30 protein-coding genes, 1 tRNA gene and 2 pseudogenes are annotated in these 26,614 nt (G+C 46.5%); 19 read left to right on the top strand and 14 right to left on the bottom strand.

Annotation, left to right across the window (positions count from 1 at the left end; translation table 11 throughout):
* Positions 1-51: 51 nt before the first annotated feature.
* The gene (locus KNP92_RS06115; RefSeq protein ID WP_214832872.1) at positions 52-213 is read left to right on the top strand and encodes a hypothetical protein; all 162 of its coding nucleotides are present in this window, start codon (positions 52-54) and stop codon (positions 211-213) included.
* Positions 214-411: 198 nt separating this feature from the next.
* On the opposite strand, the gene KNP92_RS06110 is transcribed toward KNP92_RS06115, so the two are convergent.
* A complete protein-coding gene (locus KNP92_RS06110; protein WP_214838612.1) occupies positions 412-1,155 on the bottom strand; it encodes an ABC transporter permease in 744 nt (247 codons plus the stop codon).
* Positions 1,156-1,170: 15 nt separating this feature from the next.
* Entirely contained in the window at positions 1,171-1,857 is a 687-nt protein-coding gene (locus KNP92_RS06105) for an ABC transporter ATP-binding protein (protein WP_214838611.1), read from the bottom strand.
* 962 nt (positions 1,858-2,819) lie between these two features.
* On the opposite strand from KNP92_RS06105, the gene KNP92_RS06100 reads away from it, so the two are divergent.
* Positions 2,820-3,056 carry a hypothetical protein gene (locus KNP92_RS06100; RefSeq protein WP_214838609.1) on the top strand — a complete coding sequence of 79 codons (237 nt, stop codon included), beginning with the start codon at positions 2,820-2,822 and terminating at the stop codon, positions 3,054-3,056.
* A gap of 36 nt (positions 3,057-3,092) precedes the next feature.
* Positions 3,093-3,566, top strand: a complete 474-nt coding sequence (locus KNP92_RS06095) for a hypothetical protein (RefSeq protein ID WP_214838607.1) — start codon at positions 3,093-3,095, stop codon at positions 3,564-3,566.
* A gap of 65 nt (positions 3,567-3,631) precedes the next feature.
* Here KNP92_RS06095 and KNP92_RS06090 read toward each other — a convergent pair whose 3' ends face one another.
* The 3 genes from KNP92_RS06090 to KNP92_RS06080 form a co-directional block, all read right to left on the bottom strand.
* The gene (locus KNP92_RS06090) at positions 3,632-4,285 is read right to left on the bottom strand and encodes a hypothetical protein (protein ID WP_214838605.1); all 654 of its coding nucleotides are present in this window, start codon (positions 4,283-4,285) and stop codon (positions 3,632-3,634) included.
* A 19-nt stretch (positions 4,286-4,304) separates the two neighbouring features.
* Positions 4,305-5,939 (bottom strand): hypothetical protein, encoded by a 1,635-nt coding sequence (locus tag KNP92_RS06085; protein ID WP_214838603.1) that lies wholly within the window; start codon positions 5,937-5,939, stop codon positions 4,305-4,307.
* A 101-nt stretch (positions 5,940-6,040) separates the two neighbouring features.
* Positions 6,041-6,808, bottom strand: a complete 768-nt coding sequence (locus tag KNP92_RS06080) for a hypothetical protein (protein WP_214838601.1) — start codon at positions 6,806-6,808, stop codon at positions 6,041-6,043.
* Positions 6,809-7,022: 214 nt separating this feature from the next.
* Between KNP92_RS06080 and KNP92_RS06075 the strand changes: the two are divergent.
* Positions 7,023-7,280 (top strand): annotated as a pseudogene (locus KNP92_RS06075) (ATP-binding protein); the annotation flags it as partial.
* Positions 7,252-7,668, top strand: a complete 417-nt coding sequence (locus KNP92_RS06070; protein ID WP_214840338.1) for a hypothetical protein — start codon at positions 7,252-7,254, stop codon at positions 7,666-7,668. The pseudogene KNP92_RS06075 and the gene KNP92_RS06070, both read left to right, overlap by 29 nt.
* A gap of 181 nt (positions 7,669-7,849) precedes the next feature.
* Here the strand turns inward: KNP92_RS06070 and KNP92_RS06065 are convergent.
* Together KNP92_RS06065 and KNP92_RS06060 are read right to left on the bottom strand one after the other, a co-directional pair.
* Positions 7,850-9,068, bottom strand: a pseudogene (locus tag KNP92_RS06065) (IS3 family transposase).
* Between the two features lie 91 nt (positions 9,069-9,159).
* Positions 9,160-9,372 (bottom strand): hypothetical protein, encoded by a 213-nt coding sequence (locus KNP92_RS06060; RefSeq protein WP_214838597.1) that lies wholly within the window; start codon positions 9,370-9,372, stop codon positions 9,160-9,162.
* A gap of 347 nt (positions 9,373-9,719) precedes the next feature.
* Between KNP92_RS06060 and KNP92_RS06055 the strand changes: the two genes are divergently transcribed.
* The 3 genes from KNP92_RS06055 (at position 9,720) to KNP92_RS06045 (ending at position 10,923) form a co-directional block, all read left to right on the top strand.
* Entirely contained in the window at positions 9,720-10,208 is a 489-nt protein-coding gene (locus KNP92_RS06055; protein WP_214838595.1) for a helix-turn-helix domain-containing protein, read from the top strand.
* 298 nt (positions 10,209-10,506) lie between these two features.
* Positions 10,507-10,686, top strand: coding sequence for a hypothetical protein (locus KNP92_RS06050; protein WP_214838575.1), 180 nt, complete (start codon positions 10,507-10,509; stop codon positions 10,684-10,686).
* Positions 10,687-10,698: 12 nt separating this feature from the next.
* Entirely contained in the window at positions 10,699-10,923 is a 225-nt protein-coding gene (locus KNP92_RS06045) for a hypothetical protein (RefSeq protein WP_214838573.1), read from the top strand.
* Positions 10,924-11,199: 276 nt separating this feature from the next.
* Here the strand turns inward: KNP92_RS06045 and KNP92_RS06040 are convergent, their stop codons facing one another.
* Positions 11,200-12,063, bottom strand: a complete 864-nt coding sequence (locus KNP92_RS06040; RefSeq protein WP_214838571.1) for a GRP family sugar transporter — start codon at positions 12,061-12,063, stop codon at positions 11,200-11,202.
* Between the two features lie 132 nt (positions 12,064-12,195).
* On the opposite strand from KNP92_RS06040, the gene KNP92_RS06035 reads away from it, so the two are divergent.
* The 3 genes from KNP92_RS06035 to KNP92_RS06025 all read left to right on the top strand — a co-directional run bounded on the left by KNP92_RS06035 (position 12,196) and on the right by KNP92_RS06025 (position 13,352).
* Positions 12,196-12,268, top strand: a tRNA-Ala gene (locus tag KNP92_RS06035).
* Positions 12,269-12,383: 115 nt separating this feature from the next.
* A complete protein-coding gene (locus tag KNP92_RS06030) occupies positions 12,384-12,716 on the top strand; it encodes a four-helix bundle copper-binding protein (protein ID WP_214838570.1) in 333 nt (110 codons plus the stop codon).
* Between the two features lie 69 nt (positions 12,717-12,785).
* Positions 12,786-13,352 carry a 3'-5' exonuclease gene (locus KNP92_RS06025; RefSeq protein ID WP_214838568.1) on the top strand — a complete coding sequence of 189 codons (567 nt, stop codon included), beginning with the start codon at positions 12,786-12,788 and terminating at the stop codon, positions 13,350-13,352.
* 25 nt (positions 13,353-13,377) lie between these two features.
* Here KNP92_RS06025 and KNP92_RS06020 read toward each other — a convergent pair whose 3' ends face one another.
* The 5 genes from KNP92_RS06020 to KNP92_RS06000 form a co-directional block, all read right to left on the bottom strand.
* Complete coding sequence (locus KNP92_RS06020; RefSeq protein WP_214838566.1) at positions 13,378-14,439, bottom strand: bifunctional glycosyltransferase family 2/GtrA family protein; 1,062 nt, start codon at positions 14,437-14,439, stop codon at positions 13,378-13,380.
* An 86-nt stretch (positions 14,440-14,525) separates the two neighbouring features.
* Positions 14,526-15,518 (bottom strand): sodium:calcium antiporter, encoded by a 993-nt coding sequence (locus KNP92_RS06015; protein WP_214838564.1) that lies wholly within the window; start codon positions 15,516-15,518, stop codon positions 14,526-14,528.
* Between the two features lie 211 nt (positions 15,519-15,729).
* Positions 15,730-16,518, bottom strand: a complete 789-nt coding sequence (locus tag KNP92_RS06010) for an HD domain-containing protein (RefSeq protein ID WP_214838562.1) — start codon at positions 16,516-16,518, stop codon at positions 15,730-15,732.
* 105 nt (positions 16,519-16,623) lie between these two features.
* Positions 16,624-17,328, bottom strand: a complete 705-nt coding sequence (locus tag KNP92_RS06005; RefSeq protein WP_214838560.1) for an SDR family NAD(P)-dependent oxidoreductase — start codon at positions 17,326-17,328, stop codon at positions 16,624-16,626.
* 37 nt (positions 17,329-17,365) lie between these two features.
* Entirely contained in the window at positions 17,366-17,926 is a 561-nt protein-coding gene (locus KNP92_RS06000; RefSeq protein WP_214838558.1) for a glycerol-3-phosphate responsive antiterminator, read from the bottom strand.
* 120 nt (positions 17,927-18,046) lie between these two features.
* Here KNP92_RS06000 and KNP92_RS05995 point away from each other — a divergent pair, with 120 nt between their 5' ends.
* The 3 genes from KNP92_RS05995 to KNP92_RS05990 are packed head-to-tail and all read left to right on the top strand — an operon-like array spanning position 18,047 to position 19,676.
* Positions 18,047-18,466, top strand: a complete 420-nt coding sequence (locus KNP92_RS05995; protein WP_214838556.1) for a GNAT family N-acetyltransferase — start codon at positions 18,047-18,049, stop codon at positions 18,464-18,466.
* Positions 18,467-18,496: 30 nt separating this feature from the next.
* Entirely contained in the window at positions 18,497-18,676 is a 180-nt protein-coding gene (locus KNP92_RS15870; protein ID WP_353047937.1) for a hypothetical protein, read from the top strand.
* Positions 18,657-19,676, top strand: coding sequence for a cation:proton antiporter (locus KNP92_RS05990; protein ID WP_353047936.1), 1,020 nt, complete (start codon positions 18,657-18,659; stop codon positions 19,674-19,676). The genes KNP92_RS15870 and KNP92_RS05990 overlap by 20 nt, the downstream gene beginning before the upstream one ends.
* A gap of 35 nt (positions 19,677-19,711) precedes the next feature.
* Here KNP92_RS05990 and KNP92_RS05985 read toward each other — a convergent pair whose 3' ends face one another.
* Entirely contained in the window at positions 19,712-20,341 is a 630-nt protein-coding gene (locus KNP92_RS05985) for a DedA family protein (protein ID WP_214838554.1), read from the bottom strand.
* A 93-nt stretch (positions 20,342-20,434) separates the two neighbouring features.
* Here KNP92_RS05985 and KNP92_RS05980 point away from each other — a divergent pair, with 93 nt between their 5' ends.
* From KNP92_RS05980 to argH, 5 genes are all read left to right on the top strand, one after another.
* A complete protein-coding gene (locus KNP92_RS05980; RefSeq protein WP_214838552.1) occupies positions 20,435-20,992 on the top strand; it encodes a DNA-3-methyladenine glycosylase I in 558 nt (185 codons plus the stop codon).
* A gap of 130 nt (positions 20,993-21,122) precedes the next feature.
* Positions 21,123-22,610, top strand: coding sequence for a sodium/proline symporter PutP (gene putP / locus KNP92_RS05975; protein WP_214838550.1), 1,488 nt, complete (start codon positions 21,123-21,125; stop codon positions 22,608-22,610).
* Positions 22,611-22,776: 166 nt separating this feature from the next.
* Positions 22,777-23,892, top strand: a complete 1,116-nt coding sequence (locus KNP92_RS05970) for a CapA family protein (RefSeq protein WP_260564123.1) — start codon at positions 22,777-22,779, stop codon at positions 23,890-23,892.
* 129 nt (positions 23,893-24,021) lie between these two features.
* Positions 24,022-25,236 carry an argininosuccinate synthase gene (locus KNP92_RS05965; protein ID WP_214838549.1) on the top strand — a complete coding sequence of 405 codons (1,215 nt, stop codon included), beginning with the start codon at positions 24,022-24,024 and terminating at the stop codon, positions 25,234-25,236.
* The gene (argH, locus tag KNP92_RS05960) at positions 25,229-26,611 is read left to right on the top strand and encodes an argininosuccinate lyase (RefSeq protein ID WP_214838547.1); all 1,383 of its coding nucleotides are present in this window, start codon (positions 25,229-25,231) and stop codon (positions 26,609-26,611) included. Before KNP92_RS05965 ends, argH begins: the two co-directional genes overlap by 8 nt.
* Positions 26,612-26,614: the final 3 nt, after the last annotated feature.

Here is a 26,614-nt window from a genome sequence, read left to right as displayed (position 1 = left end):
AAACCTTTAGTCTAGCAAACACAGAAAAGGTGGTTACAAATGTTTGACCGTATGGGTGATGTGAGTATTGGACTCGTCTTCGGGATCGTGTTGATGCTTTTGTTCAACAGTCTTTGGGGACTTGGAGTCGGCGTGATGTTAGGAATCTTCTTCCTCGTCGCACCGCGCTCGACAAACCGCCGTACTAGAAAATATATACCGCAGACACGCTAAGACCAAGGCAGATGCCTGGTCTTCTTTTGATTTTAAAAATTGGATGGATGTAGGATATTGTTGCATTAAATCTCGTAACTCGTTGGAACCGAATTGTAATTCATGCACATAAGGCACGCTGTTCTGTCTAACTAAGAAGAGCGGTAACTTCACATTCATCACAACAACTCCTAATAACAGATTCGTTTTGATATGTCATTAGTCGTATTTGAAGAAACGGAAACTTAGGAGAGCTACGATTGCCGTCGTCGCCATGACGTAGATAAGATGATAGGATTCCCAGATGTCTCCACCGTTCCAAGAAATCTGGAGGATTTTCACCGCATGGGTCGTCGGTAAGACGTTCGCGACGCTATGCATAAAGTCAGGCATCAGTTCAGTCGGGAACGTGACACCGCCTAAAAAGATAATGACGAAGTAAACCCCCATCGACAGGGTTTGTGAGGTCTTCGGATCTGTCGTCAAATTCCCAATGAACACGCCAATGAAATAGCACATCATGAATGACAGGAACAGTATTGATCCAAAGATGAAGAGGTTCTTTCCATCGAGACTCATCGAGTACTGGGTCGTCGCGACGGCGAATAAGAGGATGATCGTAAATATGGCACACAGCAACTGTACCAAGAAGTTGGCAGTGATAAATTGTGTGCTTTTGACCGAGGCCAAACGAAGTCTCCTGAAAAAATAGATGCTTCTCATGTAGGCGAAGCCGATCCCGACATTACCAATGGCGAGCACCACGACGCTTAAGAAAGCAAACATCGGAAACGTGAAATCAATCGGGGCGATTTCCATCCCATAAAGTTCAAGACTGTTGTTGCTGACTTCTGTCTGCATGATCAAGAAGAAGAGCGGTGCAGCCACTCCAAACCCTAGGATGATCCACGTCCTTAATAACTTCTTTGCCTCTAGCTGAAATAGTGCGGTGACTGTATTCATGAGTTCCTCCTCGATTTACATAGATTCGACAAAATAATCTTGCAAACTGTTATAGTCAGTCCCCATCAATTCCTGAGGTGTAGTCGATTGTTCGACTTCTCCATTTTTGATGACGACCACCTTGTTGCACAGTGCTTCGACCTCGTCCATATAATGACTCACCATGATGATGGTCTTCCCCTGGGCATTGAGTTCCTTTAGATATTTTCGCATCTCGTGACGACTCGTCGCATCGAGAGACGTGGTGAGCTCATCTAGAATGAGTAGATCCGGGTCATTCAATAGGCTCAATAGGATATTTAATTTTTGTTTTTGACCACCGGATAGTGTCTTTATGTACTGTTTCCGCACTTCTGTTAAATCGAAGCGTTCAAGGTAGCCCTCGACTACTGCCTGGTCGACTTTATAGATCTTCCGCCACAATGTGCACATATCCTCGACCTTGAGACGATCATCAAAATCACCTGATTGCGTTTGGACTCCGATGTGAGAATAAATATCCCGTTCATTAAACGCGTATTTAATGGTCCCGCTATCTTGTTTCACCAGTTTACAAATGATGTTGGTGAGTGTGGTCTTGCCGGCCCCGTTCTTCCCGATGATGGCCAGAAAATCCCCTTTTTCTACTTCGAAGGAAACACCTTTCAGCACTTCTTTTTTCCCATAATTCTTTTTTACATTTTCAATCTGTAGCATCAACATTGTTGCACCTCGCTTTTTCATGTCATCAACTCATTGTTTCGTCTCGGCAATCAAACAAAATTAGCAACGCTAAAGCAAATCACTGCTCTAGTAAAAGGTTGACAGTGGTTAGAAGAATAATCATCACAGGTATATACGCCTAAAAAATTTCACTAATGGATAGATATACCTTTTATGTAATTAATGTCATTGTTTCATTCTAAAAAAGTCATTTCAAGCGTTTGATGTGTGTATTACAAAATCTAAACCTTAGGTACTGTTACACCTTAGAAAATCAATCATTTAATTTAGGAGAAAAGGCACATGTTATTTTGTTTTCACACCAAAAGTCACTATGATATTTCGTAACATTTTATATTGTTATAGATTTACAATATATAACTATCTACATACTTGATAATTCCTGTTGGTCTACTCAATGTTACTACGGCTTGTTAGCTCACAAGATTTCTATATAACGCCTACCAACTACCAAAGAGCCAAGCCTACGCACCATAATAAAAAGCGACCATGCATGTACAATCAAAATCGATTTGTATACATGTGGAAACAGATTAAGAGTTATTTTTCAATTATGCTGAATGATTGGCCTTCACATACTGAATAAAATCACGAATATAGCTTGCCACCCTATACATGGTAACTCAATAGGATTGATCGATTCTGCGTCAAACGTTTCAACGATTTTAGTTTGTCTTCCCTCCATATTCAGATAAATATCAAAATTAACATATCTGCTAATTAGGAATGTCAATTTTCCATTCTACAATCTGAAACGTGATGATATCAGCATGCAATTGATAGTTCGGATAAGTGTATACATTTCAACGCCGAAATGTATACACAATCAAATCACTTCCTTCCGCCTAGCTTGTGTTTACCTTGAACGTACGGGAAAATGATAGAAGATTGACTAATGATCTATAATTCTTGTATACATAAAACGTAAAGTGGTGATATTGATGCAATCAAACGAAATCAAAGTGACATCATTCCGTGTCTCACAAGAAGTGACCGAACATATTCAACGTCTAATGGAGGAACGACAGCTCACTACTAACCAGTTGTTCGAAGAATTCATTCAATTAGCCAATAAACAAGCCCCAGATCCTTTAATTGATGAGGAGAATAGCGTTTTAGAGTCGACGTTGAATCAAATCGTCGCCCTCTTCAACGAGCGTGCGACTCGACTCGAGTGACAACAATCAGAAGCCCGACGAATCAATTCTAAATATATGGAGACGATCCGTGAGCTCGAACAAAGCGTCGTCGATGAGAGTGACGACCTTAAAATGGAGTACGACAAGAAAGTCGTGTTACTTCATGAGGAACGGGCCGAGCTTGAAAATCAAATAACACAACTTTCCGAGGAAAAGACACTCCTTCAATCCACATTAGATTCAGAACAAAATGCTTTCAAAGAAGAATTGAAGGTACATAAGAAATTGATTTTTGATCTGGAAGGTAAAGTGAAGCAGCTCGAAGATGAACGTACTCAACTTAATCGTCAAAATCAAAGCTTGATGGACGTGGTCGACGATTTAAAAGGACGAACGCGTCGTTCAGATCAGTTGGAAGAAGAAAATCAAAAGCTGCACCTTGAGGTTCAACTTTTACGTCTTGAGAAAGAAGCATTCGAAAATCGCATGAAAGAACAGATTGAACTTGCTGTCCTTCGCGAACGAAACCCTCAGCCAAATAATTCTTGAATCAATACAGAAAGTACCTACTTCATTTCGACACGAATGAAGTAGGTACTTTTTCTTTTGTATATTTAAAAGGGAAGAAATGAGAGGATGCTAGTTTCTTTAAAAATGAAGAATATTATAATCGTAGAAATAGTTAAAATTATCCGGCGGTCTGTTGTTTTAAAAAATATTGAATAAAGAACAACCGCAGCCACAAAATTAAATCCACTTTGAATATCAATTCCAAAGTAATTAATACGTATTTGCGCTGCTTCAGGATTAAACAAAAGGTCTGGAAGAAAGTAATAGCCTTGCTTTAAAAGAAATGCCGTTGGTATGGAGCCTAGAATAGCAGCTCCTATCCCATTTTGGCTGGCATTCCAAATTATTAACGCATATACACACGATAAAACTGCGATAATTAACCATATTCCAAATAATTGATAAGGTAAGAACCCTAAGTTCAAATAGTACATTAGGTAATAAGCAAAAACTGTGGAAACTAGCAAAATAATCGAATGAATTGAAGCGTTTAATCGCGACTTGCTAAAAACGGCTACTAATGTCACTAGGAATAGCCAAAACTCAAGTGTAGTATCAAAATCAATCCAAGACGAACTACTCGCATATTGATCTAAGCATCCCAAGAAAATTCCTAGTAAGCCTAACAAGATATAACTCTTGAATTGGCTAAAAAAAGAAATCTCGTCAGTAGATTTTTGTAGCGTTGAGCTATTCATATGTTTTTGAGTCTCCCTTCTATACTTTAGTAAGTTGTAAGAGTAAAAGATATTGATAAATTGTTTCAACACTCAAAATGGTGTGGTCTCCTTTTAATAAAACTACGTCTTCAATTTCATGCATGTCATAGTACGTATTTAGTTCATCTTCTCCCACAGTATCTCCATTCCTATGCTTCAAAATTTGATACATGAAAAATTCTCCGGATGACATGTCTGTTTGAAGATTGTCACTTTCTATACGTACTTGTTGCCACAATTTTCTCTGATTAGCTTCATTATCGTTAAAAATATAATCTAAATCTATCCCAACTAAGATGGACCAAAAATCATTTTTTAGAAAAGCCTTACTAATCTCCTCTCTTAATAGCTCTTTTTGATTTGGTCTTAGTTGATATCCTTGAAAATATGCAGCTTGAAATAAATAATAGTTTTCTATTATTTTAGTTTCCCCATTCACTTTTTCAATTATCTCTAAGGACTTAGATTTGGGAATTTCGATGTTATTTTCATTTGCATAAAGTGTTTGATAAAAGATCTCTACCTGAGAATCAGTTAAATCTCCATTTTTTATGTAGTCTTCCAAAATATCACTTAGGTTATTTGTTTTCGCTCTTTTTTGTCTATTGTGAGATGACATAAGAATTTCCCACTGAAACATTTCAATTATGTTATTTTCCTCATAAGCTACTAGAGGGTAGAAATTAGTAGAAGTTTTTTGAGTTTCTTGTAGATAGTCCATATAGGACTGTTTAAATTCTTTATCTATTCTACCATCAGCTAGCTCCATAAGTTTTAAGTTATAGTATATAGCACGTAGGTCAAATGAATAGTCTACGCCTCGAGTTTTTATCTTATTTATTATTGACTCCATTTTAAAAGGTTTCTCCAAAGTCATACTGAGAGAAAATGCATTATAAAGTGTTTCTACATCAAAAATGCGATCAACGTTAAGTTCATTCAGTAAATTTAATCCAACCTCTTCAATCTTTGAATGACTAGTATGTATGGGGCCACCCATTTCAATCAAATCAAAATACCACTTTAAATAAAATACTAAAGTCTCTGAATCACTTTCTTCTAAGATGAAATCCCCTATAATTTTAGTGGCTATATCACTGACAGGTTCATTGTTACTCAGTGTACCGTAATATATTATGTAAGGGCTTGCTTCTTCTAAACAATCTATACAGGCGAACTGCTTTTGCAAATCTATATCAATCTTATGATTAATTTTATTAGTGAAGACTGTTTGATCTGTTTTTAAAATATCAAGATAGACATAATATAGAGGATTGTCTATAACCTCTTTGTATAGTGCTTGTACGAAATCATTATTTAAATCATCATTTTTAGAAGGGTTTAATAAATTTAAAATTTTAAAATAATAATATGTTTGATCTATACTCTCATTCGAAGTGTCTATACGCGTAGATATAAATCCTGAGGACGTCGACATCCCTTCAAGAAAAGTATGTAACTTTTTTTCCTGAGATGAACTTTGAGTGGATATATGTTCACTAACTTCAATTACGTCTGATTCAAGAGGCATAAGAGGATGAGTGCTATAAGACATTTGAAAAATTCCCAACGTAATAAGCATAAAAACTATCAAACTAACAATTAGAATGTATCCTTTTTTTTGAAAATTCATTTTGTATCCTCATATCTGATTAAGTAAAATCGTTACTATTTTTTAAAGATAGATGCCATAAGTCAATAACTTATAGCATCTACAAATTTCTCTTTTCAATCTTATTTAGAATTAGAAACGGAAACTTGGCTATTAACAGCTGCTTTTTTAACAACTTTGTTTCCCCATACTGAAGCTTCATTTGTTAATGTTACTTTTTTCCAACTTCCTTGAACAGCAACATTTGATCTGTATGAAGCATCTTTTTGCGACTTAGTATTTTGATAATATTTTGATTTTGTACTCTTTATTGTATCCGTTGAAGTTGTAGAAGCTTCGACAGATCCTCCAGTAGTAGAAAGCGTGACTTTGGCAGTCTTACTTGTACTTACTGCTTCAATAGTTGCAAACCATTTTGTTTGAATATACTGATGATCGGTTTTCGTATAATTTGCAGAAACTTGATAGTCAATCAATCCATTCGAATGAAAACTACTCAACCAAGTATTACTAGTCAACGTGCCCCCTGTGTAAGATTTAATACTCCGTTTGTTACTTGCCAGTGGTTCATAACCAGTAGACAGTCCTGATCCTTCAGTTCCATGTTTGGGAAATAGGGTTGGTTGAGAATTTTCTTCTGCTGCTATAGTTCCATCTTCTATGTAACTATCTTCTTCAGCAAAAACTGGCAAACCGTTTAATGTGGTTAGACCTAATGCAAGAACAGACATTGCTAGTAACTGTGTTTTAGAGTTTTTCATTTTATTTTCTCCTTTAAATTTATTCTTACAATCCAAATCTAACATAATATCCCTATTCATGATTGTGTTTTTTAATGATTTTACATTTTTGGTATTTTTGTACTTTATTACATTTTTATTAGGGGCCACAGTCCCTTATGTTTCACCAAACTTCCTGGTTAACTAATAATTATCGTTTATATTATTGATTAATATAAAATCATGATTATTTTTGTGATTTTGGAGTTTGTTTTCGGTTCAAAAATACTGAGCAATACCTTAATAAATCAATTCATAATACAAAGACATTTTCGCTTTAGTTCATTAAAACTCGATACTCTTTCACTCTCGTCTCGAATCGGCAGACCTAATCATTTTAGATGAGATGGGATATATCCCTCTCACAAAGGAATCTGCGGAACTTCTGTTCCATCTAATCACCGACTGGTACGAGCGAAAGAGCTTGATTATCACATCCAACCTTGAGTTCAGCCAGTGGAATCGCATTTTTGGTGATGCGCGCCTAACGGCGGCACTCGTCGATCGAGTCATACACCACGCTCACATACTCAATTTCACAGGTGACAGTTATCGTGTCACACATGCATTATCGAAACACTAAAACTCAGCTGGCAAAGTTCTGTACTTTTCGTTGCATAATTGTGCGCATTTGTATTGCAAAATACAGTCCTCAACAGATTCAAAAAGAGCAAAACCAATACCTTGCTGCGTTGGCAGTTTCAGTATTAGGTTTATCTTTTATAACAGCACAAGTAGGAAAGTCAGTTGCAGCAGTAGCTGGATGGATAAGTGGCGGTATCTCAATCGCTTCCTTACCACCTAATCGAAATATAGCCATGCCTTTGCGTTTTCAAGTTACAGAATATCGTTACTATTTAAAAAAACCTACGTCAACTCTCGCAGGTTATGTTGATCATTATGTAAAAGATCTGTCTACTGGAAAAACATACAAACTAAAAAGAATTAACATTGCAAAGAACGGTCTATAAAAACTTAAAGATTAAATATTTATCCGGTATAGTTTACACTACAAATTGTAGGAGTTTACACCCTGTTTATCGTAACTACGAAACAGATTCGGTATTTAAGAATTAAAAAATAAGTAAAGAGACTATCCGTTCACTTTGAAATCCCCCCGTCAAGTAGACAGGGCAAATAATGAAAACTGGACTAGGCGGCTTGAGCCCTGTATTCGACAGGACTTAAGCCGTTTAGTCGCTTCTGGAGACGATTGTGGTTGTAGAACAATATGTAGGCCTCGATGGCCGATGTGAGTTCATTCTGGTCTTGAAACTCATGCAGGTAGTACATCTCGACTTTCAGGGTACCCAAAAGCTCTCGATTGGGGTGTTGTCGATGCAACGTCCGACCCGTTACATGCTATAGGTCAACTCCTCATCTTCCACCATGCGTTTAAACCCTGTCGAGGTACATTGGAACCCTCGGTCGATGTGGATCATCGGACCCGCTCCTCTGCAGAGCACGTCGATTGCGGGCTTCATTATCTGGAAGACGAGCCCGTTGTTGGACTTCCCGATGCGATAGGCGACAATCGAGCCGTCATACAGGTCGATGATTGCGCTCAGATACGCCTTCTTCCCGGCGCCATATTTGAACTCGGTGACGCCGGTTCATCAAGTTCTCCGCCACAGGCTGCGGTGAGGACTTTTTGTAACGTTTTCGCTTCTGGCGGATGACCGAACGGATCTTATGGATGCGCATGAGACGGTAGAGGCGCTTCTCGTTGTATGCCGGCCGGACTTTCTGGCGCCTTCTCCGGTTGACCGTCAAGGTGATCCGTCGATAGCCTTGGGTCCCGTTCACCTGGTCATAGAGAAGGCGGATGTCTTCCGATAGGCTTAGGTTTTTCTCCTCTCGTACCGATTCAACTATTTGTAGTAGGCGGCCCGTGAGACCTGCGCAATCTCACACAGGCGCTCGTTGGTCAGTAGTTTTTCTTTTGCTTCGTCCGTCCTTTGATAGTTCTGTCCGTTGTCCAGGTAATACCTGACAATCTCCATGCGTTCCTCGAATGTAGTCTTTCTCCCTTTTCTCGAATCTGTTAACTCGCTATGACCAGTATACCTCTTGATCCATCAATATAGAACCGAATGACTACTGATTTGATGTCTGGAGAGGACTTCACTATGGTGAACCCGTCGAGATAGTTACGTACGGCCGAGATTTTCTGTTCTTTTGTGTACAGTTTCCATATCCTCAACTCCTTCAAGGCGTCGATTCCGCCGGTCTCGAATTTCACTTTCCGCAACCGGAGGGTATTCTCAGAGACGTGATGGGATTCCTTGATTTCCTTCCACGTATATGTTTCTTCTTCCATCATATGTAGTGCACTCAGTTTTTGTTCGATTGAGTGCCGACTTCTCGCCATAAAAAACACTCCCCAACAGATAAACAGATTTGTTATTTCCTCTGTCTACCTATTGGGGAGCATATCACTTTTTGGGTGGTCTCTTTACTTATTAATTTCCATTCAACTTCTTAAACTCAACTAGTATCGCATAGCCAAAGCTTAAAATAGATATGCCAATAAAAATAAAAGAAATAGTTGAAATCCCATTATTAATAAACGCTAAAATTACTACTACACCAATAATCAGAAAGAGTAAAGTAAATAATCTTTTAATCTTTACTTTGGGACCTATTTCATCATACTCAGTAAATTTCGAACTCATTTTACACACCTTCTCTTATAAATTTAAGTTACTTTTCTAGAATTTTAGAAAATTAAAAATCTTCTCAAGAATTATCATTGTTTTAAAATTATAACGTTTTTTTTGAATCAACATCCTGTAATCGCCATAAATATTTATTTTTAACATTTGTGCGACAAATTCAAAAATATTGAGTTACTGTTGCTAGATATCCCTTGTGTAGAACGGATTTGACAAGAATCGTCAATTGTAAAATTTATGACATATCAGAAAACTGAGGATTTTTAAATTTAATCCTGTTATATTATAACCAACAAAAGGAAACATCTGTTTGGTCACCGCTCTGGTTTACAGAAAGGGGAAGGCTTATGTATCGATTCGGGGAGTGGTTGAAGGAGAACCGCCGGCTCTCAGGCTGGTCACAGGTCGAACTATCCGAGAAGACATTCGGGGAGATTTCACAGCCCGCCATCAGTCAGTACGAACAGAACCGTTCGGTGCCGTCGATTGCCGATATTGATCACCTGGCCCGAGCGTTCGGACATACGCTCGCTTCGGTGCCGTGGGACGCCATCGACTCCGGATACGGGGCAAAACGTTCCGTCACTAAGCTCGAGCGCCGCCGGTTCGACTTGAAGGAGTTACCACAGGCCGACTCGGTCCGCACGTTCGATGGGAAGACGTATGAACTGCGCGGCTTCATCGGCATCGAGAAGGCGAGCGGCGAAGCGGTCCAGCTGACGCAACTCTACTATCGGATTCGCACGGTCGTCTGTGACGCCCAAGTCCTCGCCAAGCGTAAGAACCCGGATGACGAACTCATCCACGTCAAGAAACGGAAAAGAGTCCGCCAGTAACCGACATCGACTCAGCAGCACATCCTTAAGGATGGTCTCCTCCAATCACATACCGGCGTGTCCCTCACCAGTGACCGGGTGGGCGGGATCTACGCATAGATGGTTCGGCGAGAGTCGCCTAAAACTCGACACAAGGTCACCGCATCGTTTTGAGTCATTGAAAAACCCTTTACAGTTCCTTAGATTCATGAGGAATAGAGTTCGTGGGGGAACAGCTAGAAACCCACCGCACCGAATCTGACTGTCCTTAATGATGTGCTGCTGCACATCAAGAGACCGAGTAAAGGAAGTGTGTACAGTGGCATCAAAAAAACAGAAACAGAACCGTAGCTTCGCCGAGAAGCTCTTACGCATCCGTGGGAAGGACTATGAGGAGTGGCTCGAACAGCATCAACAGGTCATCCAAAACAACCAGGAACTGATTTTGGAGGCGCTCGAGGCGAAGCTCAGCTTCAAATCACAAGCGCACCAGGACTAAGGAGGGAATGACATGGGACTCAATGAGACAGAGCTCAGCTTGCTTCAGTTCTTCCAGGGACTCGCCGTCATCGCCGCGGACATCGCCTTCGCGATCGGAGGCTTCTACTTCATCTTCGGCGGGAATCGGGGCCGCTCGAAGGCGGTCGGCTGGCTCGTTGGGGGCGCCGTCGGTCTGATCATCGTCATGGGCGCGTTCACGCTCGCCGAGATGGTCGACCAGAACATCAAATTCTAATGCACAGGCACAAAGCGTTCCAATCGGAAGGCTTTTTTTGTTGCTTGAAACGAGAGGAGGAACGAGATGCTGTTAAATCTATCATGCAAATTGTCAGATAGGATGTATATTCATAGACTAACATTTATATTTTTAACAGATTGTTAGTAATAGTATCTGAAATATTAAACCCTTTTGACACGTTATTGTCTCATGCTAGATTACAATCTGTATTCCAATGCAATTAAAAAGAACCAAGTCGCATCAAGCAACTTGGTCCGTCTCAATCAAATTTCTTTAACTCTTTGCAATCCCGAGCATGAAGCCGGCGACGACGATGAGCCCGATGCCCATGAAGACGAAGACGCGCTCTTTCGACGTCTTCTCTTCTTTCAATAGATAAATCCCGCCGAGCGTCGCGACGACGACGTTCAGTTGCGATAAGGCGAATGACGTGGCGACCCCGACCTCTCCACTTGAGACGAAAAGCCCGAAGTTCCCGATGCCCCAGGCAATCCCGGCCAAGATGTTCTTGAACGTCTTCGGATCGAACCGTTTCACGTCTTTCTCTCGAAGACTGAAGAGTAGTGCCGCGATGAACATCCCGACCGATTGCGGGACGATCGCCGTGATGCCGTCGACTTCGAAGTAGTTCGTCAATACGGCGTACGTCACGTACCCGATACTCGAGACGAGGAGAACGAGCAATCCTTTCTTTAACGCCCCAGCGCTATCCGAGTCTTTCTTTTGTTGATACGACGTCATCGTCGCCCCGACGATAATCAAGACGAGCGCCGAGAAACCGAGCCAGAGCTCGGTCGACGTCTGCCAGTCCCCGAGCACGATGACCCCGAAGAGCGACGTCCCGACGAGTTGCATCCCGGTACTGATCGGCATCGCTTTCGAGACGCTCAAGATTTGGAACGACTGGAACTGAAGATATTGTCCGAGCGCCCAAAAGATTCCGGAGATGAAACCGGTCACGACCGCGACGGTCGTAAATTCTGGATTAAAGACGAGGAAGATGACGAGCGCCATGACCATCGCCCCCATCGTCGTCCCAATCAGCTGTTGAATCGGCTTCCCACCGACTTTCGTTGCGATGAGCGGGATACTTCCCCACATAAGTGCAGGAAGTAATGCCAATAAAATCATACCCATACGATTCACCTGCTTTCGTAATATAACATCACCGTTGATTTTCCCATTGCGACAACGATTTAAACTTTTGAACTTTTTTCAAAAAAGGCCATTGCCAAACGTTTTACTTGGATGATATAATAATTTTCGAACGGGGCATTAGCTCAGCTGGGAGAGCGCCACGCTGGCAGCGTGGAGGTCAGCGGTTCGAGCCCGCTATGCTCCATTACTTGGTCACTTCACTCATGTGAAGTGGCTTTTTTGTCGTCTCGGCGCGGTTTAAGCGATACGGTATCGGGTAATGATTGGAAGATACATTATTTTGCTAAGGGGGACTTCCGATGGACCGGGAATCAATCGAAGAGACAATTTCAGCGATTATCGACTGCATGCGGGCGAGCAATCATTGTTTTTCAAAAAGCCTTCAAGAAGAAGACGTGTTGCTAGTAAAAGAGTGCATCCGTTTGACGCGGGAATGCGCCGACGTCTGTGCCCTCGCCTTGAACGCACTTGAAACCGATTCAGCGTTCGCGAAACCGATCGGCGCCCTTTGTGCGCAAGTGTGCGACACGTGCGCCGTCGAATGTGGGCGTCATCAAATGGAACATTGCCAACGTTGTGCCGAGGCGTGTCTCCGCTGCGCCGAAGCGTGTCGGAACTTGGCAGCGGCCTAATCGCTTTTTAGTCTAACGTTATGTTAGACTTTTTTTATGGATTCAATACGTAATAAGAAAGGAACGATTATGTCACATTCAATATTAGCGATCGATGTCGAGACGGCGAATCGGGACAGCCGAAGCATTTGCTCGGTTGGCTGGAGTCTCTTACACGCCGGGGAGATCGTCGAGACGAATCAACTGCTCGTCAATCCGGAAGAAGACTTCGATCAAGGCAACATTCGCGTCCATGGGATTCGACCGAGCGATGTGTGGGATGCGCCGACATTGCCTGAAGTGCTTGAGCACCTCTACCCGACGCTCCAGACGGTCGACCTTGTCATGGCCCATAACGCCTCGTTCGACATGTGTGCGCTAAAAAAAGCGATCGCCAAATATGACCTGTATACATTCCCGAGCCTCGAGTATGGCTGTACGGTCAAGTTGTCCCGTAAGTTGTACCCTCAGCTCTCGAACCATAAGCTAAACACGATGGCCGAGTACTTGAACGAGCCATTTATCCACCACAACGCCGCAGAAGACGCACGGGTGTGTGCGCTCCTCATGCGTGACATGATGATCAAGACCGGCATCGCGGACCCGCGCGAGTTACATCGCTTCACGTCCGTAAAAATCGGCAAGCTCGCCTATTGATAAAGGCCCGACACCTGTCGGGCCTTTATCGTTTAAAAATCCAGCGTTTTTGAACGTAGTAACTGACGATGAACAAGAAGCTATCTACAGCGACTTTCAAGACGACCTCACCGTCGCGTAAAAGAAAGAAGAGCGCATAGACGAGCGCCGCCGAGAGCGCCATTTGGGCCACAACGAGACCAAAATATTTGATTAGTGCCCGTCTCGCCTTCGACTTGAAAACGATTTTCCGGTTGATGAAATAGTTGAACAGCGACGAGACGACACGGGCGAGGACCGTGGCCACGATGACGTGTGCCGTATCGAACCAAGGATTCAATAAGAAGATTAAGAGGGCGTATACGCCGATATCCATTAAAAAGGATGCGACGGATGATAACGAATAAGCCAGAAACATGCGATAAATCAAAATCGAGTCGATGACAGGGCGGAAATGTGACGAGGCGTTCTCATCCACATAGACGGTTTGAATCGGCGTCTGATGAATCGGCACGTGCATCCGCTTCGTGAACGTCAACATGTTCATCTCGAACTCGTAGCGGTTGCCCGGCACATCGAGCAACTGTCTCGCATAGCGGACCGGGATCGCGCGTAAACCCGTCTGTGTGTCTTTTAATCGGAGCCCGCTACCAATCGTCATGACGAGACGCGTCACTTGATTGCCGAACCGGCTTCGAAACGGAATCGCCTCTCCTGAGAAATCACGACAACCCATGATGAGATGATGCGGCCAAATGACACCTTGGCTATAGACGTGATGCACGTCTGCCGATAAATGCTGGCCATCGGCGTCGACCGTAATCGCGCCTAACGTCTCCGGATAGCGGTCCACGATATAACGCAATCCGGTTTTCAAAGCGGCCCCCTTCCCAGCGTTCTTCTCGTGGACGAGAAGTTTCGACACGTGCGGCTCAATCGCCTCAAATACCGGACGACTCGTATCGGCACTCCCATCATTGACGACGACGATATGGAGGAATCCTTCCTGTTTTAACGATTGGACCAATTCGATTAACGCTTGATCGGGATTATAGGCGGGAATCAATAGCACGTACTCACTCAACCGCTCAACGGAATGCATTTGCATCGTCACCCCTCCTTCCCTCCTACTATACCCATAGGAAAGCACGGTCACGCCTGAATGAAAAAAACACGACCGCGAAGGCGATCGTGTCATGAACCGATGAAAATCAAGTAAGACGAAACAAAGTACACGAGAACGACGAGCATAGACGGGACGATATAACGCACCTTCGATGTGACGTCTTTTCGTAACACACTATACATGACAAGCACCGACAAGATGGTGATGCCGACGGCCGTGACTAAGTGAGACGCCGAGACGTCTGCCAAAATCGACCCGTTCTGATAGAAGATGTCCGACATGGCGATGATCACCATGTTGAAGATATTACTTCCTAAAATCGACCCGAACGCCAAGTTCACGTTCCGAAGTTTCAAGGCAACGAACACGGCCACCGCTTCCGGTAGCGAAGTTGAAGCGGCAATCAAGAAACTTCCGACAAAGCTTGATCCAAGACCCGTCACGACGGCAATCCGGTCACCCGAGACAGAAAGTGCCGTTCCGGCTGCCATGATGACGAGGGCGGCGACGGCGAAACCGATGACGGCTCGTTTCACGGTCATCGACTCGGTCGTGCTGACGACGACTTCTTTCTCGACTTCCGATGTCGTGGTCGGCTCTTTTGGACGTTTCCCGATATAGTAAATCCCGATTCCATACAATGCCGCGATTAGTAACGCGTCGACCCCGATACCGAGGAATGTCAAATCGACACGGACGACGAGGGCGACCATGGTGAGCACCGTCAATAAGAGACCGAGCCCGGCCGTATACAAGTGATCCCGGCTCGCCTCATTGAATAGGCGTTTTTGCCGGAAATACAGGTCGAACATCGCCAAGATGAAAATATTGAACAAATTTGAGCCGAGCATGTTGCCGATGGCAATATCCGGGTTGTTGATCATGACCGCGGAGATACTCGTCGTCACTTCTGGGAGCGACGTCGCGCCTGCGAGTAGAATCGTTCCGACAAGGACGCCCCCCATCGATGACTTTTCACTGATGACGTCAGCATATGTCGACAGTTTGATCGCTGCATATACCGTAATGGCGGCTGCGAGTAAAAAATAAATGAATACCATAAATCAATCTCCCCTCGTTTTTAAACGTCAAAAAAGACCTTTTTACGGACGCCAAAGAAGCATCCATAAAAAGGTCTTGCGGACTAAAAGAAGCTCGATGGACCGAGTGCAATGCACTGTAATGACGACCCACCGACCACGAACGTGGTCGCTACTCCCCTTCTTATGCTCAACCCGACTATAGCACGGTTCGTTCGAGATGACAATCGTTTCACTTCATTAAACTCAAGACGTCGTCACTCGTGAGCGCTGTCCGATAAGACAACTCGGTCAACCCGATTAAGACGGATTCATTTCGGCCACCTGTACCGTTACGATCGTTCGCCCTCATCGTCTCGTCCAACTCGCATGCGGTCTGATAGAGTGTCGGCGCCTCTTGCACCCAGTCCTCTTCTTGAAAGCCGACCGTGACGACGGTGGACAGTTTTTGAAGCTTATGCTCGCGGTCAACCTCTGTCCCATAGAACAATCGATTCAGTTCCTGTTCAAACACCTCAATCAGACCGGACGTCGATCGAAATGGCTGGAGTGCTTCGAGCAGCTCGTGGTAGTACCATGACTGATCGCGGAGCGGTCGGCGGAATCGCGACCAGACCCCTTTCCCCACTTGCTCGATATCAAGCCGAATCGAGCGGAGATTATGAAGCTTGTCCGCTACGAGCAACGCAATCTCATCGTATTCGAGGGAAGGGATGCGGGTGAGCATCGTCTGCTTTCGTTCCTCCCAAGACAAGCTCTTATCCGGCTCAGAAACGGCTTCAACGAGACGGGCAACTTCAGGTCCGAACGCTTCAACCAGTTCTTCCTTCGTCGTGAACGTGTCTTCGAGCACATCATGTAACAGTCCTGCCGCGACGACCGGCACCGGCTGATGGTCTTCCGTCAAGATCATCGCCACCGCGACCGGGTGCGTGACATATGGAATGCGTGATCCTTTACGAAATTGCCCGTCATGGCGCGTAGCCGCGAATCTGAGTGCTTCCTCAACCAATCGATGCATCAGGACCCCTCCTTATGATAAAAAGCGCTTCATCCGTAATGTACCCGTCGTTAGGTACATTCACGCATGTCGCGCTTTAAAAGTTAGGGTAATAGTCCTAGTTATTTATGGTTCGTAAATCATCTTTTTTGTCATGCCCCCGTCGACGATCAAGTTATGTCCGTTCACGAAATCGTTATCACGGTCAATCAAATACGTGACGGCTCGGACGATATCCGTCGGCTTGCCGACCCGGCCGGACGGATGCTGACGGTGGTCGATGTCACGTAGCGCCTCTTCCGACGTGTGAATCCACCCGGGACTGACCGCATTCACCGTGATGGGACGTTCCGCGAGCGAGACGGCCATCGAGTGTGTGAGCGCGACGATACCACCTTTTGAGGCCCCGTACGCCTCCCAATCCGGTTCGTTCTGAAGCGCCCGAGTCGAGGCGACGTTGACGATGCGTCCATATTCGGCATTCTCGTTCAGCGCCAAAAAGGCTTTGGCGCAAGCGAACGTCCCGACGAGATTCACATCAATCACATGTTTAAATGTCTCCACATCGAGCTCGGTCATCGGTTTCTCAAGCGAGGACACCCCTCCGTTGTTAATCAAAACGTGGGCTGTCCCGAACTGTTCACCGATCAAATCGAACGTCTCCGCTACCGCCTCATGATCCCCTAAATCCAATTGCATGTACGTCACACCATCCAGTTTCGGATCCTCTTTCACATCCAGTCCAACCACGCGATACGTTTTTGAAAACGCACGCGCTAAAACTTCCCCAATCCCTTGACTGACACCTGTAATGATCATCGTCTCTTTCATGTTCGTCCCCTCCTTCCCCTGTCTATACCCGTCAGATTCATTTTGAGACGTATCGTGCATCCCAAAGTGTGCGATTTGACGTCGTGATGACAGATGCACCGGCTTCGAGAGCCGACTCAACCTCGTCAGGAGTCGAAATCAAGCCTCCGGCGAACACCGGGATACCGGTGCGCGCCTTTACCTCCTGAATGTACTTTGGAACGAGTCCAGGTAGCACTTCGATGTAATCAGGGCGAGTCCGCTCGATCATCCGGTAGCTTCGCTCGAGCGAGCTCGAATCAATGAGAAACAGTCGCTGTACCGTCTTCACTTGTTTTTGTTTCGCTTTCACGATGACGCTTCCTTTCGTCGAGATGATGCCGTACGGACGATACGTCTGGCAGACGTACTCGGTCGCATATTCATCCGCCTTCAAGCCTTGAATCAAATCCAAGTGGATGAAGACGTTCTTGTCGTGCTCGGACAAAAGTCGAAAGACGGCGTCGAGTCTTGCGATGTGAATTTCAAGTAAAACGCCGATCGCAAACTCGCTCGTCAAAAACACTTCTAAATCACGCATATCTCGAATTGCGGGTAGTATCGATTGTCGCTCTAACATTGTACCCCTCCTTCAGTACCATACGGTCTCATTATGAAGATGTATTCCTTCACAAATCAAGGTTTATCAAGTCAATATATCGGGAAAATATTTTCAACTAGTGTGGAAGGGGATTTAACTATGGTCAATGAAGTCAACGTCAAGCACGAGACGCCGTCTCCAAAAGAACATCAGCGTTTGCGGGTCAAAGCCGGTATGCCCAAACGATCGGACAATTCGACAGAAAAAGGCCTCGCCAATACATTGTTCGGCGTATGTCTTTATGTAAACGACGAGATTGTAGGCATGGGACGTGTCGTTGGCGATGGCGGGATGGTGTTTCACCTCGTCGATATCGTCGTCGACCCCGACTGCCAAGGACTCGGACTCGGTAAACTCATTATGGAGCATCTGATGGAATGGATTTTACGAGAAGCCGATGAGACCGCCATCATCAGTTTGATTGCGGATATCCCGGCCGATGGCTTGTATCGTCATTTCGGTTTCGACTATTCGCGCCCGGAATCGGTCGGGATGGAATATCAATGGCCAGACAAGTAAACCGGACTCTTCTGTTCTCCCTTGAAGGAGGTGGCGCATGAATTTAGACATCAATATTATCATTTTTCTCGGGGGGCCCTTGCCCTCATCTCGATTGTCAGTCTATTGATTGAGCGCCTCTTCTTCCCAAGTATTCTCGCGTTCATCGCAATCGGCGTCATCGTCGGTTTTTTTTTGGGACGGCAACGAAGTGTTCAAAATCGCGGGTGAGATCGGGATTGTTCTGCTCTTTTTCTTACTCGGCTTAAAATTCCCAATTAACGAGTTGACCAAACGGATGCGGCAAGTGTGGAAGGCCGGTGTGCTTGATATCGTGCTCGCCTTCGGGGTGTCGATGTTGATTGCGCTCGCATTCGGTCTTGATGTAACCCAGTCGTTTCTGATTGGTGCGGTGCTATATGCGACGAGTTCATCGATTTCCGCGCGGCTACTCGAGCGCCATCAGTATAAGCATGAGAACATTAAAGAGTTCGTTCTGGCATTACTTATTTTTGAAGATATCTTTGCCCCGCTCTTATTGACGATTGCGCCGTTCATCATTCAAGATGAACCCGTTGCATTTAGTGATATCGGAAAAGTGTTCGTCGGCTTTCTCGTCTTTGGTGTCCTCTTGTTTATAGGCATCAAGTTCGTCACACGCAATCCTCGTGCCGTCAAACATTTGTTGCGGCAAGATGATGCGAGCATTGGACTGATCGGGTTGATTCTCTTCTTTGCCGGAATCGGGATGGTGTTCGGCTTATCCGAGATTCTCGGAGCGTTCATCGCTGGCATTATGCTTGCAGGCATCCACGACATTCGTCCACTGAAACGATTGACCGTGCCGGTTCGAGACTTGTTTTTACCGATTTTCTTCATCTCGTTTGGGATTTCTATCAATCTCGATCAAGGTGTGATTATCAACGCCTTGTTCTTCGTCTTGATCGTCTGTGGAGTTTTGTCGAAGTGGATCGTCGGACGGATTGGCGGCCGCATGTATGGACTGAGTCGGGTCAAAGCGAACGAGGCCGGATTCTCGCTAGCGCCACGCGGGGAATTCTCGATTTTGTTCACGACGCTATCAAACGGTGCCATCAATTTATTTGTTGGTCTCTATATCTTTGTCTCGGCCATCATCGGCATCGTCTTATTCCGTTTTTCTGAGCGGTTAGCGGAAAAGACCGAACAGACGCTTGATAAGATGAGGCCGAATCAAAAGAAAGACGACTAAACCGGAATCGTCCGGCTTAGTCGTCTTTTTAGTCTTCAAAAGGAAGAGGCTCGTTTCGATTTCTTTTGCTTCCGCCGCTTTCGCCAAATGACATATACAATCAAGGCGACAGCGAGTAGCGCATAGATGACATATGAATACACATCCAAATAACGAAGAATCGACTCCCAATTCTCTCCAACTCGAATCCCGATGAAGATGAGAATGGAGTTCCAGATGAGCGTCCCGGCCGTACTGAGCAATAAGAATTTAACGAACGGCATGTTCGACATGCCCGCCGGAAGCGAAATTAAACTGCGGACGACAGGCATGAGTCGGCCGAAAAAGACCATCCAGCCCCCGTAACGGTCGAACCAGGCATCCGCCTTATGCACGTCATCGAGATCGAGACGAATCCATTTCCCGTACTTTTTTGTCCACTTCTCAATCTGCTCGACATCCAAATAAAGTCCGATTGCATATAAGAGGACGGCACCAGCAATCGCCCCGGCCGTCGCAGCGACAATGACGAGCCAAATCATCAAGTCGGTCTTCACGGCGAAGAATCCTCCGAATAAGAGCACGACTTCTGATGGAATCGGCGGAAACACGTTCTCGATAAAAATCATGAACGCGATGCCGATGTAGCCGAACTGTTCAATGATACCAATCATCCAATCACGCATGTGATCAACCTCCACTCTTCGCTAGTATACCCTGCTGTTTAATTCGAAAACCAGCTTGACGTGTTACAATAAGTGAAAAAAGGACTGAGCCGAATGAATGAAACGACACGCTGCCCGTGGTGTGGGACTGACCCGCTCTACGTCCGGTACCATGACGAAGAATGGGGAAAACCGGTCCATGACGACAAGAAACATTTTGAATGTTTGACGCTCGAGAGCGCTCAAGCCGGCCTAAGTTGGCTGACCATCTTGCGAAAGCGCGAGCACTATCGTGCGGCCTATGTGGATTTTGACGTCAAGCGGGTTGCCGCGTTCACGCCGGACGATGTCGAACGATTGATGCGAGACGCTGGCATCGTTAAAAATCGGCGTAAAATCGAAGCGTCCATCAATAACGCCAAGCGCTTCCTTGAAATCCAAGCCGAGTTCGGTTCGTTCGATTCGTACATTTGGTCATTCGTCGATGGGCAAGTCATCCGCAATGAATGGCGATCGGCCGAAGAAATCCCGGCTGTGACCGAACGATCCGAGCGCCTCAGTAAAGACTTGAAACGTCGCGGTTTCAAGTTTCTCGGCCCGACGACCGTCTATGCCCATCTGCAGGCGACCGGCCTCGTTAACGACCATCTCTCAACATGTTCCGCTAAATAATTTTTTATTTTTTTGGTCAATCATGAAAGTAAGACGTGCAAGCTATTCATTTTTGTGACAAAATTTTGTCAAGACATGATATATATAGTTTGTAAGCGTTTTCAATTAATGAACAGTAGGGGGAAAGAGAATGAACGGTATTTTAATTTCAATCACGATTTACATGGCGCTCATGGTGCTTATCGGCATCGTCGCCTATCGCCGAACGAGTAGCATCGGCGATTACATGCTCGGCGGGCGGGCGCTCGGACCGGGTGTGGCGGCCTTGTCAGCCGGTGCCTCGGACATGAGCGGATGGCTCTTAATGGGGCTGCCTGGTGCGATGTTCGCATCAGGACTTTCAAGCGGGTGGATCGTCATCGGGTTGACGATTGGCGCGTACTTGAACTGGTTGCTCGTCGCTCCTCGTCTTCGGACGTATTCGTATTTAGCGGAAGATGCGATCACGATTCCAGACTACTTCGAGAAGCGATTTAAAGACACGCGAGGGACACTGCGTACGTTCTCTGCTGCGGTCACCCTCGTCTTCTTCACGCTGTATGCGACGAGCGGGTTCGTCGCCGGCGGCCGCTTGTTCAACGCCGTCTTTGGAATCGAGTTTGTCACCGGCGTCTTAATTTTAGCTTCCATCATTATCATTTATACGTTTATCGGCGGCTTTTTGGCCGTCAGTTGGACCGATTTTGTCCAAGGACTCATCATGTTGTTCGCACTCATCTTCGTTCCAGCAATCGCCATCACGGCAACGGACGGCGTCTCGAACGCGTTCCAAACGATTGGCGACATCGATCCGGCACTCCTTGACCCATGGACAGGACAATCGTTGATCGGAATCGTCTCCTTGTTCGCTTGGGGTCTCGGCTACTTCGGGCAGCCGCATATCATCGTTCGCTTCATGGCGATTGAAAAGTTAAAAGACATTAAAACGGCACGCCGCATCGGCATCTCTTGGATGGTGTTCACCGTCGTCGGAGCGATGGCGACCGGATTGTTCGGCCTTGCTTACTACACGCAACAAGGGTTAGAGATCGACAACCCGGAGAATATCTTCATCAACTTGTCGGACTTATTGTTCGTCGACTTGGTCACCGGTGTCTTGTTAGCGGCCCTCCTTGCGGCGATCATGTCGACAATCTCGTCGCAGCTTCTCGTATCATCGAGTGCCGCGACGACGGACTTCTATCAAAAGTTCTTCCGGAAAGGTGCGGGTGACCGCGAGCTCGTCATGGTCGGGCGAATCACGGTCATCCTCGTCTCGGCCGTCTCGATTTGGCTCGCACTCGGTGCGGACGATTCGATTCTTAACCTCGTCGGGTACGCATGGGCCGGCTTCGGTTCATCGTTCGGCCCGCTCATCTTGTTCAGCTTGTTCTGGAAACGGACGACGCGTCAAGGCGCTCTCGCCGGTATGTTGACCGGTGCCATCATCGTCATCGTCTGGAAGAACTACGCCGCCGATTGGTTCGGGACCATCGGTGAGCTTTATGAAATGATTCCGGCGTTCTTCTTGTCGGCTCTTGCGATTTATGTCGTCAGCTTGATGACACCACCGCCGAGTCAGACGATTACGAGCGAGTTCGAGGAAATGGAACATATTTTAAAACGTGAGCAAGTATAACGCGATGTACCAGGTGCTTTACGCCTGGTACATTTTTTTACGTCGTGACGAGGAATTCGTGACATTCCCGTCGAAAAGAAGAAATAAAATATTGCATCTTCGTGGAACCTATCGAAAGGACGTGACTTGTCAGTTGAAACGAATCCCTATTTCTTTGAGGCTCGTCGTGCCATTATCGATCTTTCTATTAGCCGGCTGTGCCACAGCCGAGGTCGAACCTAGCGTCGGGGACCAAGCCGAGACGCCGCCGGTCGAGACCGAACAGCCGCCAGAACCGGCCCCGCCGGCTGAGCCGGAGCCGGTCATGTCGACCGCCTCCTTGTATGCGATTGGCGATATTTTATTACACGACTCGGTATATAACGCCGCCGCGACCGATGATGGGTTCGACTTCAATCCCGGATTCGAGGAGGTCGCCCCGATCCTTCAACGGGCGGACATTGCCATCGCCAACCAAGAGAGCATGATCGGGGGCAGTGAGATCGGTCTGTCGAGTTATCCCGCGTTCAACAGCCCGTACGAAATTGGCGACGCGTTACAAGAAGCTGGGATCGACCTTGTGACGACGGCGAACAACCATACGCTCGACCGTGGCGTAAAGGCGATTGAGAACTCGATCAACCATTGGAACACGATCGGGATGCCGTATACCGGTTCCTTCATCTCCGAAGAAGATAAAGCAAATATTCGGACGTTGACGGAGAATGAGATCTCTTTCGCCTTCCTCGCCTATACGTATGGGACGAACGGCGTCGTTCCGAAACAGCCGTACCATGTCAACTACATCGATCTAGACTTGATTCGCTCAGACGTCGAGAAAGCGGAAAGCGTTGCCGACATGACCGTCGTCTCGCTCCATTTCGGTAACGAGTACGAGCCGCTCCCGAACGCGTCACAAGAATCGCTCGTCCAAGAATTGGCCGACCTCGGCGTCGACATCATCATCGGCCATCACCCGCACGTGTTGCAACCGGTCACCTGGGTGGACGGGGTGAACGGCAACCGGACGTTCGTCGCCTACTCGCTCGGCAACTTCTTATCAGGGCAACAAGGCGATGAACGGAATATCGGTGGCATTGTCGGGATTGAGGTCGTCAAGACGACGCTCGACGACGAGACGACGTTCGAACTCGCCAATCCGATGTTTTATCCGACGTTCACCCGTCGCTCAAGCGAAGGTCATTTCGAAGTCGTCCCGTTGAAGCAAGCAAAGCCAGAACTGTTCACGTCGACGAGCGAACATGTCTCACAATGGATGGGGGAACTCGACATTATGCAATGAAAAGAAGAGTCACTTTTTCAAGTGATTCTTTTTTTTATGGAAAAAGGGTTGCTTTCCGTGAAAGCATCCGTTAAAGTAATTCGTATATTTATAAATAAAGATGAATAATTATGTATAAGGGGTGTATAGATGATGAAACAAAAACTCGTACTCGCATACTCTGGTGGTTTGGATACATCGGTTGCAATTAAATGGTTAGATGAACAAGGTTATGACGTCATCGCCTGTTGCTTGAACGTCGGCGAAGGAAAGAACTTGGATCAAATTCAACAGAAAGCGCTAAAGGTCGGCGCTGTGAAATCAGTCGTCATCGACGCGGTCGATGAATTCGTGAACGACTTCGCCCGGTACTCGATGCAAGCCCATACGATGTATGAAGGTGTTTACCCGCTCGTCTCAGCACTGTCACGCCCGCTCATTTCGAAAAAATTAGTCGAGGTGGCCCAAGCAGAAGGTGCGGTCGCGGTCGCACACGGCTGCACAGGGAAAGGAAACGACCAAGTCCGGTTCGAAGTTTCGATTCATGCGCTCGACCCGTCACTTGAAATCATGGCTCCAGTCCGGGAATGGAAATGGTCTCGTGAAGAAGAGATCGCCTACGCAGCAGAGCATGGGATTCCGATTCCAATCGTTCAAGAAGAGCCGTTCTCGATCGACCAAAACATCTGGGGACGTGCCGTCGAGTGTGGCATCCTCGAAGACCCTTGGGCGGCTCCTCCGGCAAGCGCATACGAACTGACGGCTCAACTTGAAGACACGCCGAACGAACCGACTCTCGTCGAAATCGAATTCAAGCAAGGAGTCCCGGTCGCCATCGACGGCAAGTCGGCCTCGTTCACATCGATTTTAGAAGAGTTGAACATTGTCGCTGGCGCCCACGGCATCGGAAAAATCGACCATATCGAGAACCGGGTCGTCGGAATCAAATCACGTGAAGTATATGAGGCACCAGGTGCGATGACGCTCATCACTGCTCACCAAGCGCTTGAGGCGTTGACGCTTGTTCGCGAAGTCGCCCACTTCAAACCAATCGTCGAGCAAAAATTGACAGAAACGATTTACAACGGTCTCTGGTTCTCACCGCTCACGAAGGCGCTTCTCGCCTTCATCGATGAAACACAACAAACGGTGACCGGAACCGTACGGATGAAGCTCTTTAAAGGACAAGCGATCGTCGACGGACGGAAATCACCCATCTCGCTTTACGATGAAGAACTCGCGACGTATACGTCGGCCGACACGTTCGACCAACAGGCTGCCGTCGGTTTCATCAAGTTATGGGGACTGCCGACAAAAGTACAAGCAGAAGTGCTCGCAGAGAAAGGAACGATGGTGCATGAGTAAACTATGGGGTGGTCGGTTCGAACAGACGGCCAGCGAATGGGTCGACGAGTTCGGGGCATCGATTCACTTCGACCAAGCGCTCGTCCTCGAAGACATCGAAGGGAGCATCGCTCATGTGACGATGCTCGGGGAACAAGGGATTTTGTCTTCAACTGAAGTCGATCAAATCGTCGGTGGCCTCCATACGCTCGCAAAAAAAGCGAAACAGGATGCCCTGACGTTCAACGTCTTTCATGAAGACATTCATATGAACCTTGAGGCACTTCTTCATGAAGAAATCGGTCCCGTCGCCGGTAAGATGCATACGGCCCGGAGTCGAAACGACCAAGTCGCGACCGACATGCACTTATATTTAAAAAACCGCGTCACCGAGACGATTGCGGGCATCGAATCGGTGCAGCAAGCACTCGTCTCACACGCGTCTATAAACGTCGAGACGGTCATGCCAGGCTATACACATTTACAACGGGCCCAACCGGTCTCGCTCGCCCATCATTTGCTTGCTTACTTTTGGATGCTCGAGCGTGACAAGGAGCGTTTCCATGACAGTTTAAAACGAATCGACATGAGTCCGCTCGGCGCCGGGGCGCTTGCCGGGACGACGTTCCCAATCGACCGCCACCGTTCAGCGGAACTGCTCGGCTTTAGCCGTGTCTATCCGAACAGCCTCGACGCCGTCAGTGATCGGGATTTCATCCTCGAATATTTGTCGAACGCGTCGCTCCTCATGATGCACTTGTCGCGTTTCTGCGAAGAGTTAATCTTATGGAGCAGTGAAGAGTTTAAGTTCATCACGATCTCGGACGTGTTCTCGACTGGTTCGAGCATGATGCCGCAGAAGAAGAACCCGGACATGGCCGAACTCGTACGTGGCAAATCAGGACGGGTCATCGGTAACTTGATGGGACTTCTCACGATCATGAAAGGACTTCCACTTGCCTATAATAAGGATTTGCAAGAAGACAAAGAAGGCATGTTCGACACCGTCAAGACGGTTCAAGGCAGCCTCAGCATCATGGCCGGAATGATTCAGCATATGACGTTCCACGCAGAGACGATGAAACAAGCAACGGAACGTGACTTCTCCAATGCGACCGAGCTTGCCGATTACTTGTCAGCGAAAGGAATGCCGTTCCGTGAAGCCCATGAAGTGACAGGCACGCTCGTCCGTCACTGTATCGAAGAGCGGCTCTACTTGTCCGAGCTTCCGCTTGAGACGTATCAAGCCCATAGCGCACTGATCACAGAAGATTTATATGAGGCCCTGTCCCCTGTGACGGCCGTCGCCCGCCGAAACAGCTATGGTGGCACTGGCTTCGATGCGGTTCGAACGCAACTAGACGAAGCGAAACAAAAATTACCGACACACGCCTAATTC

Source organism: Exiguobacterium sp. s122 (assembly GCF_018618475.1).
Taxonomy (GTDB): Bacteria; Bacillota; Bacilli; order Exiguobacteriales; family Exiguobacteriaceae; genus Exiguobacterium; species Exiguobacterium himgiriensis.
The sequence above is the reverse complement of the archived record's forward strand: the minus strand, read 5'-3'. Positions and strand labels throughout refer to the sequence as shown.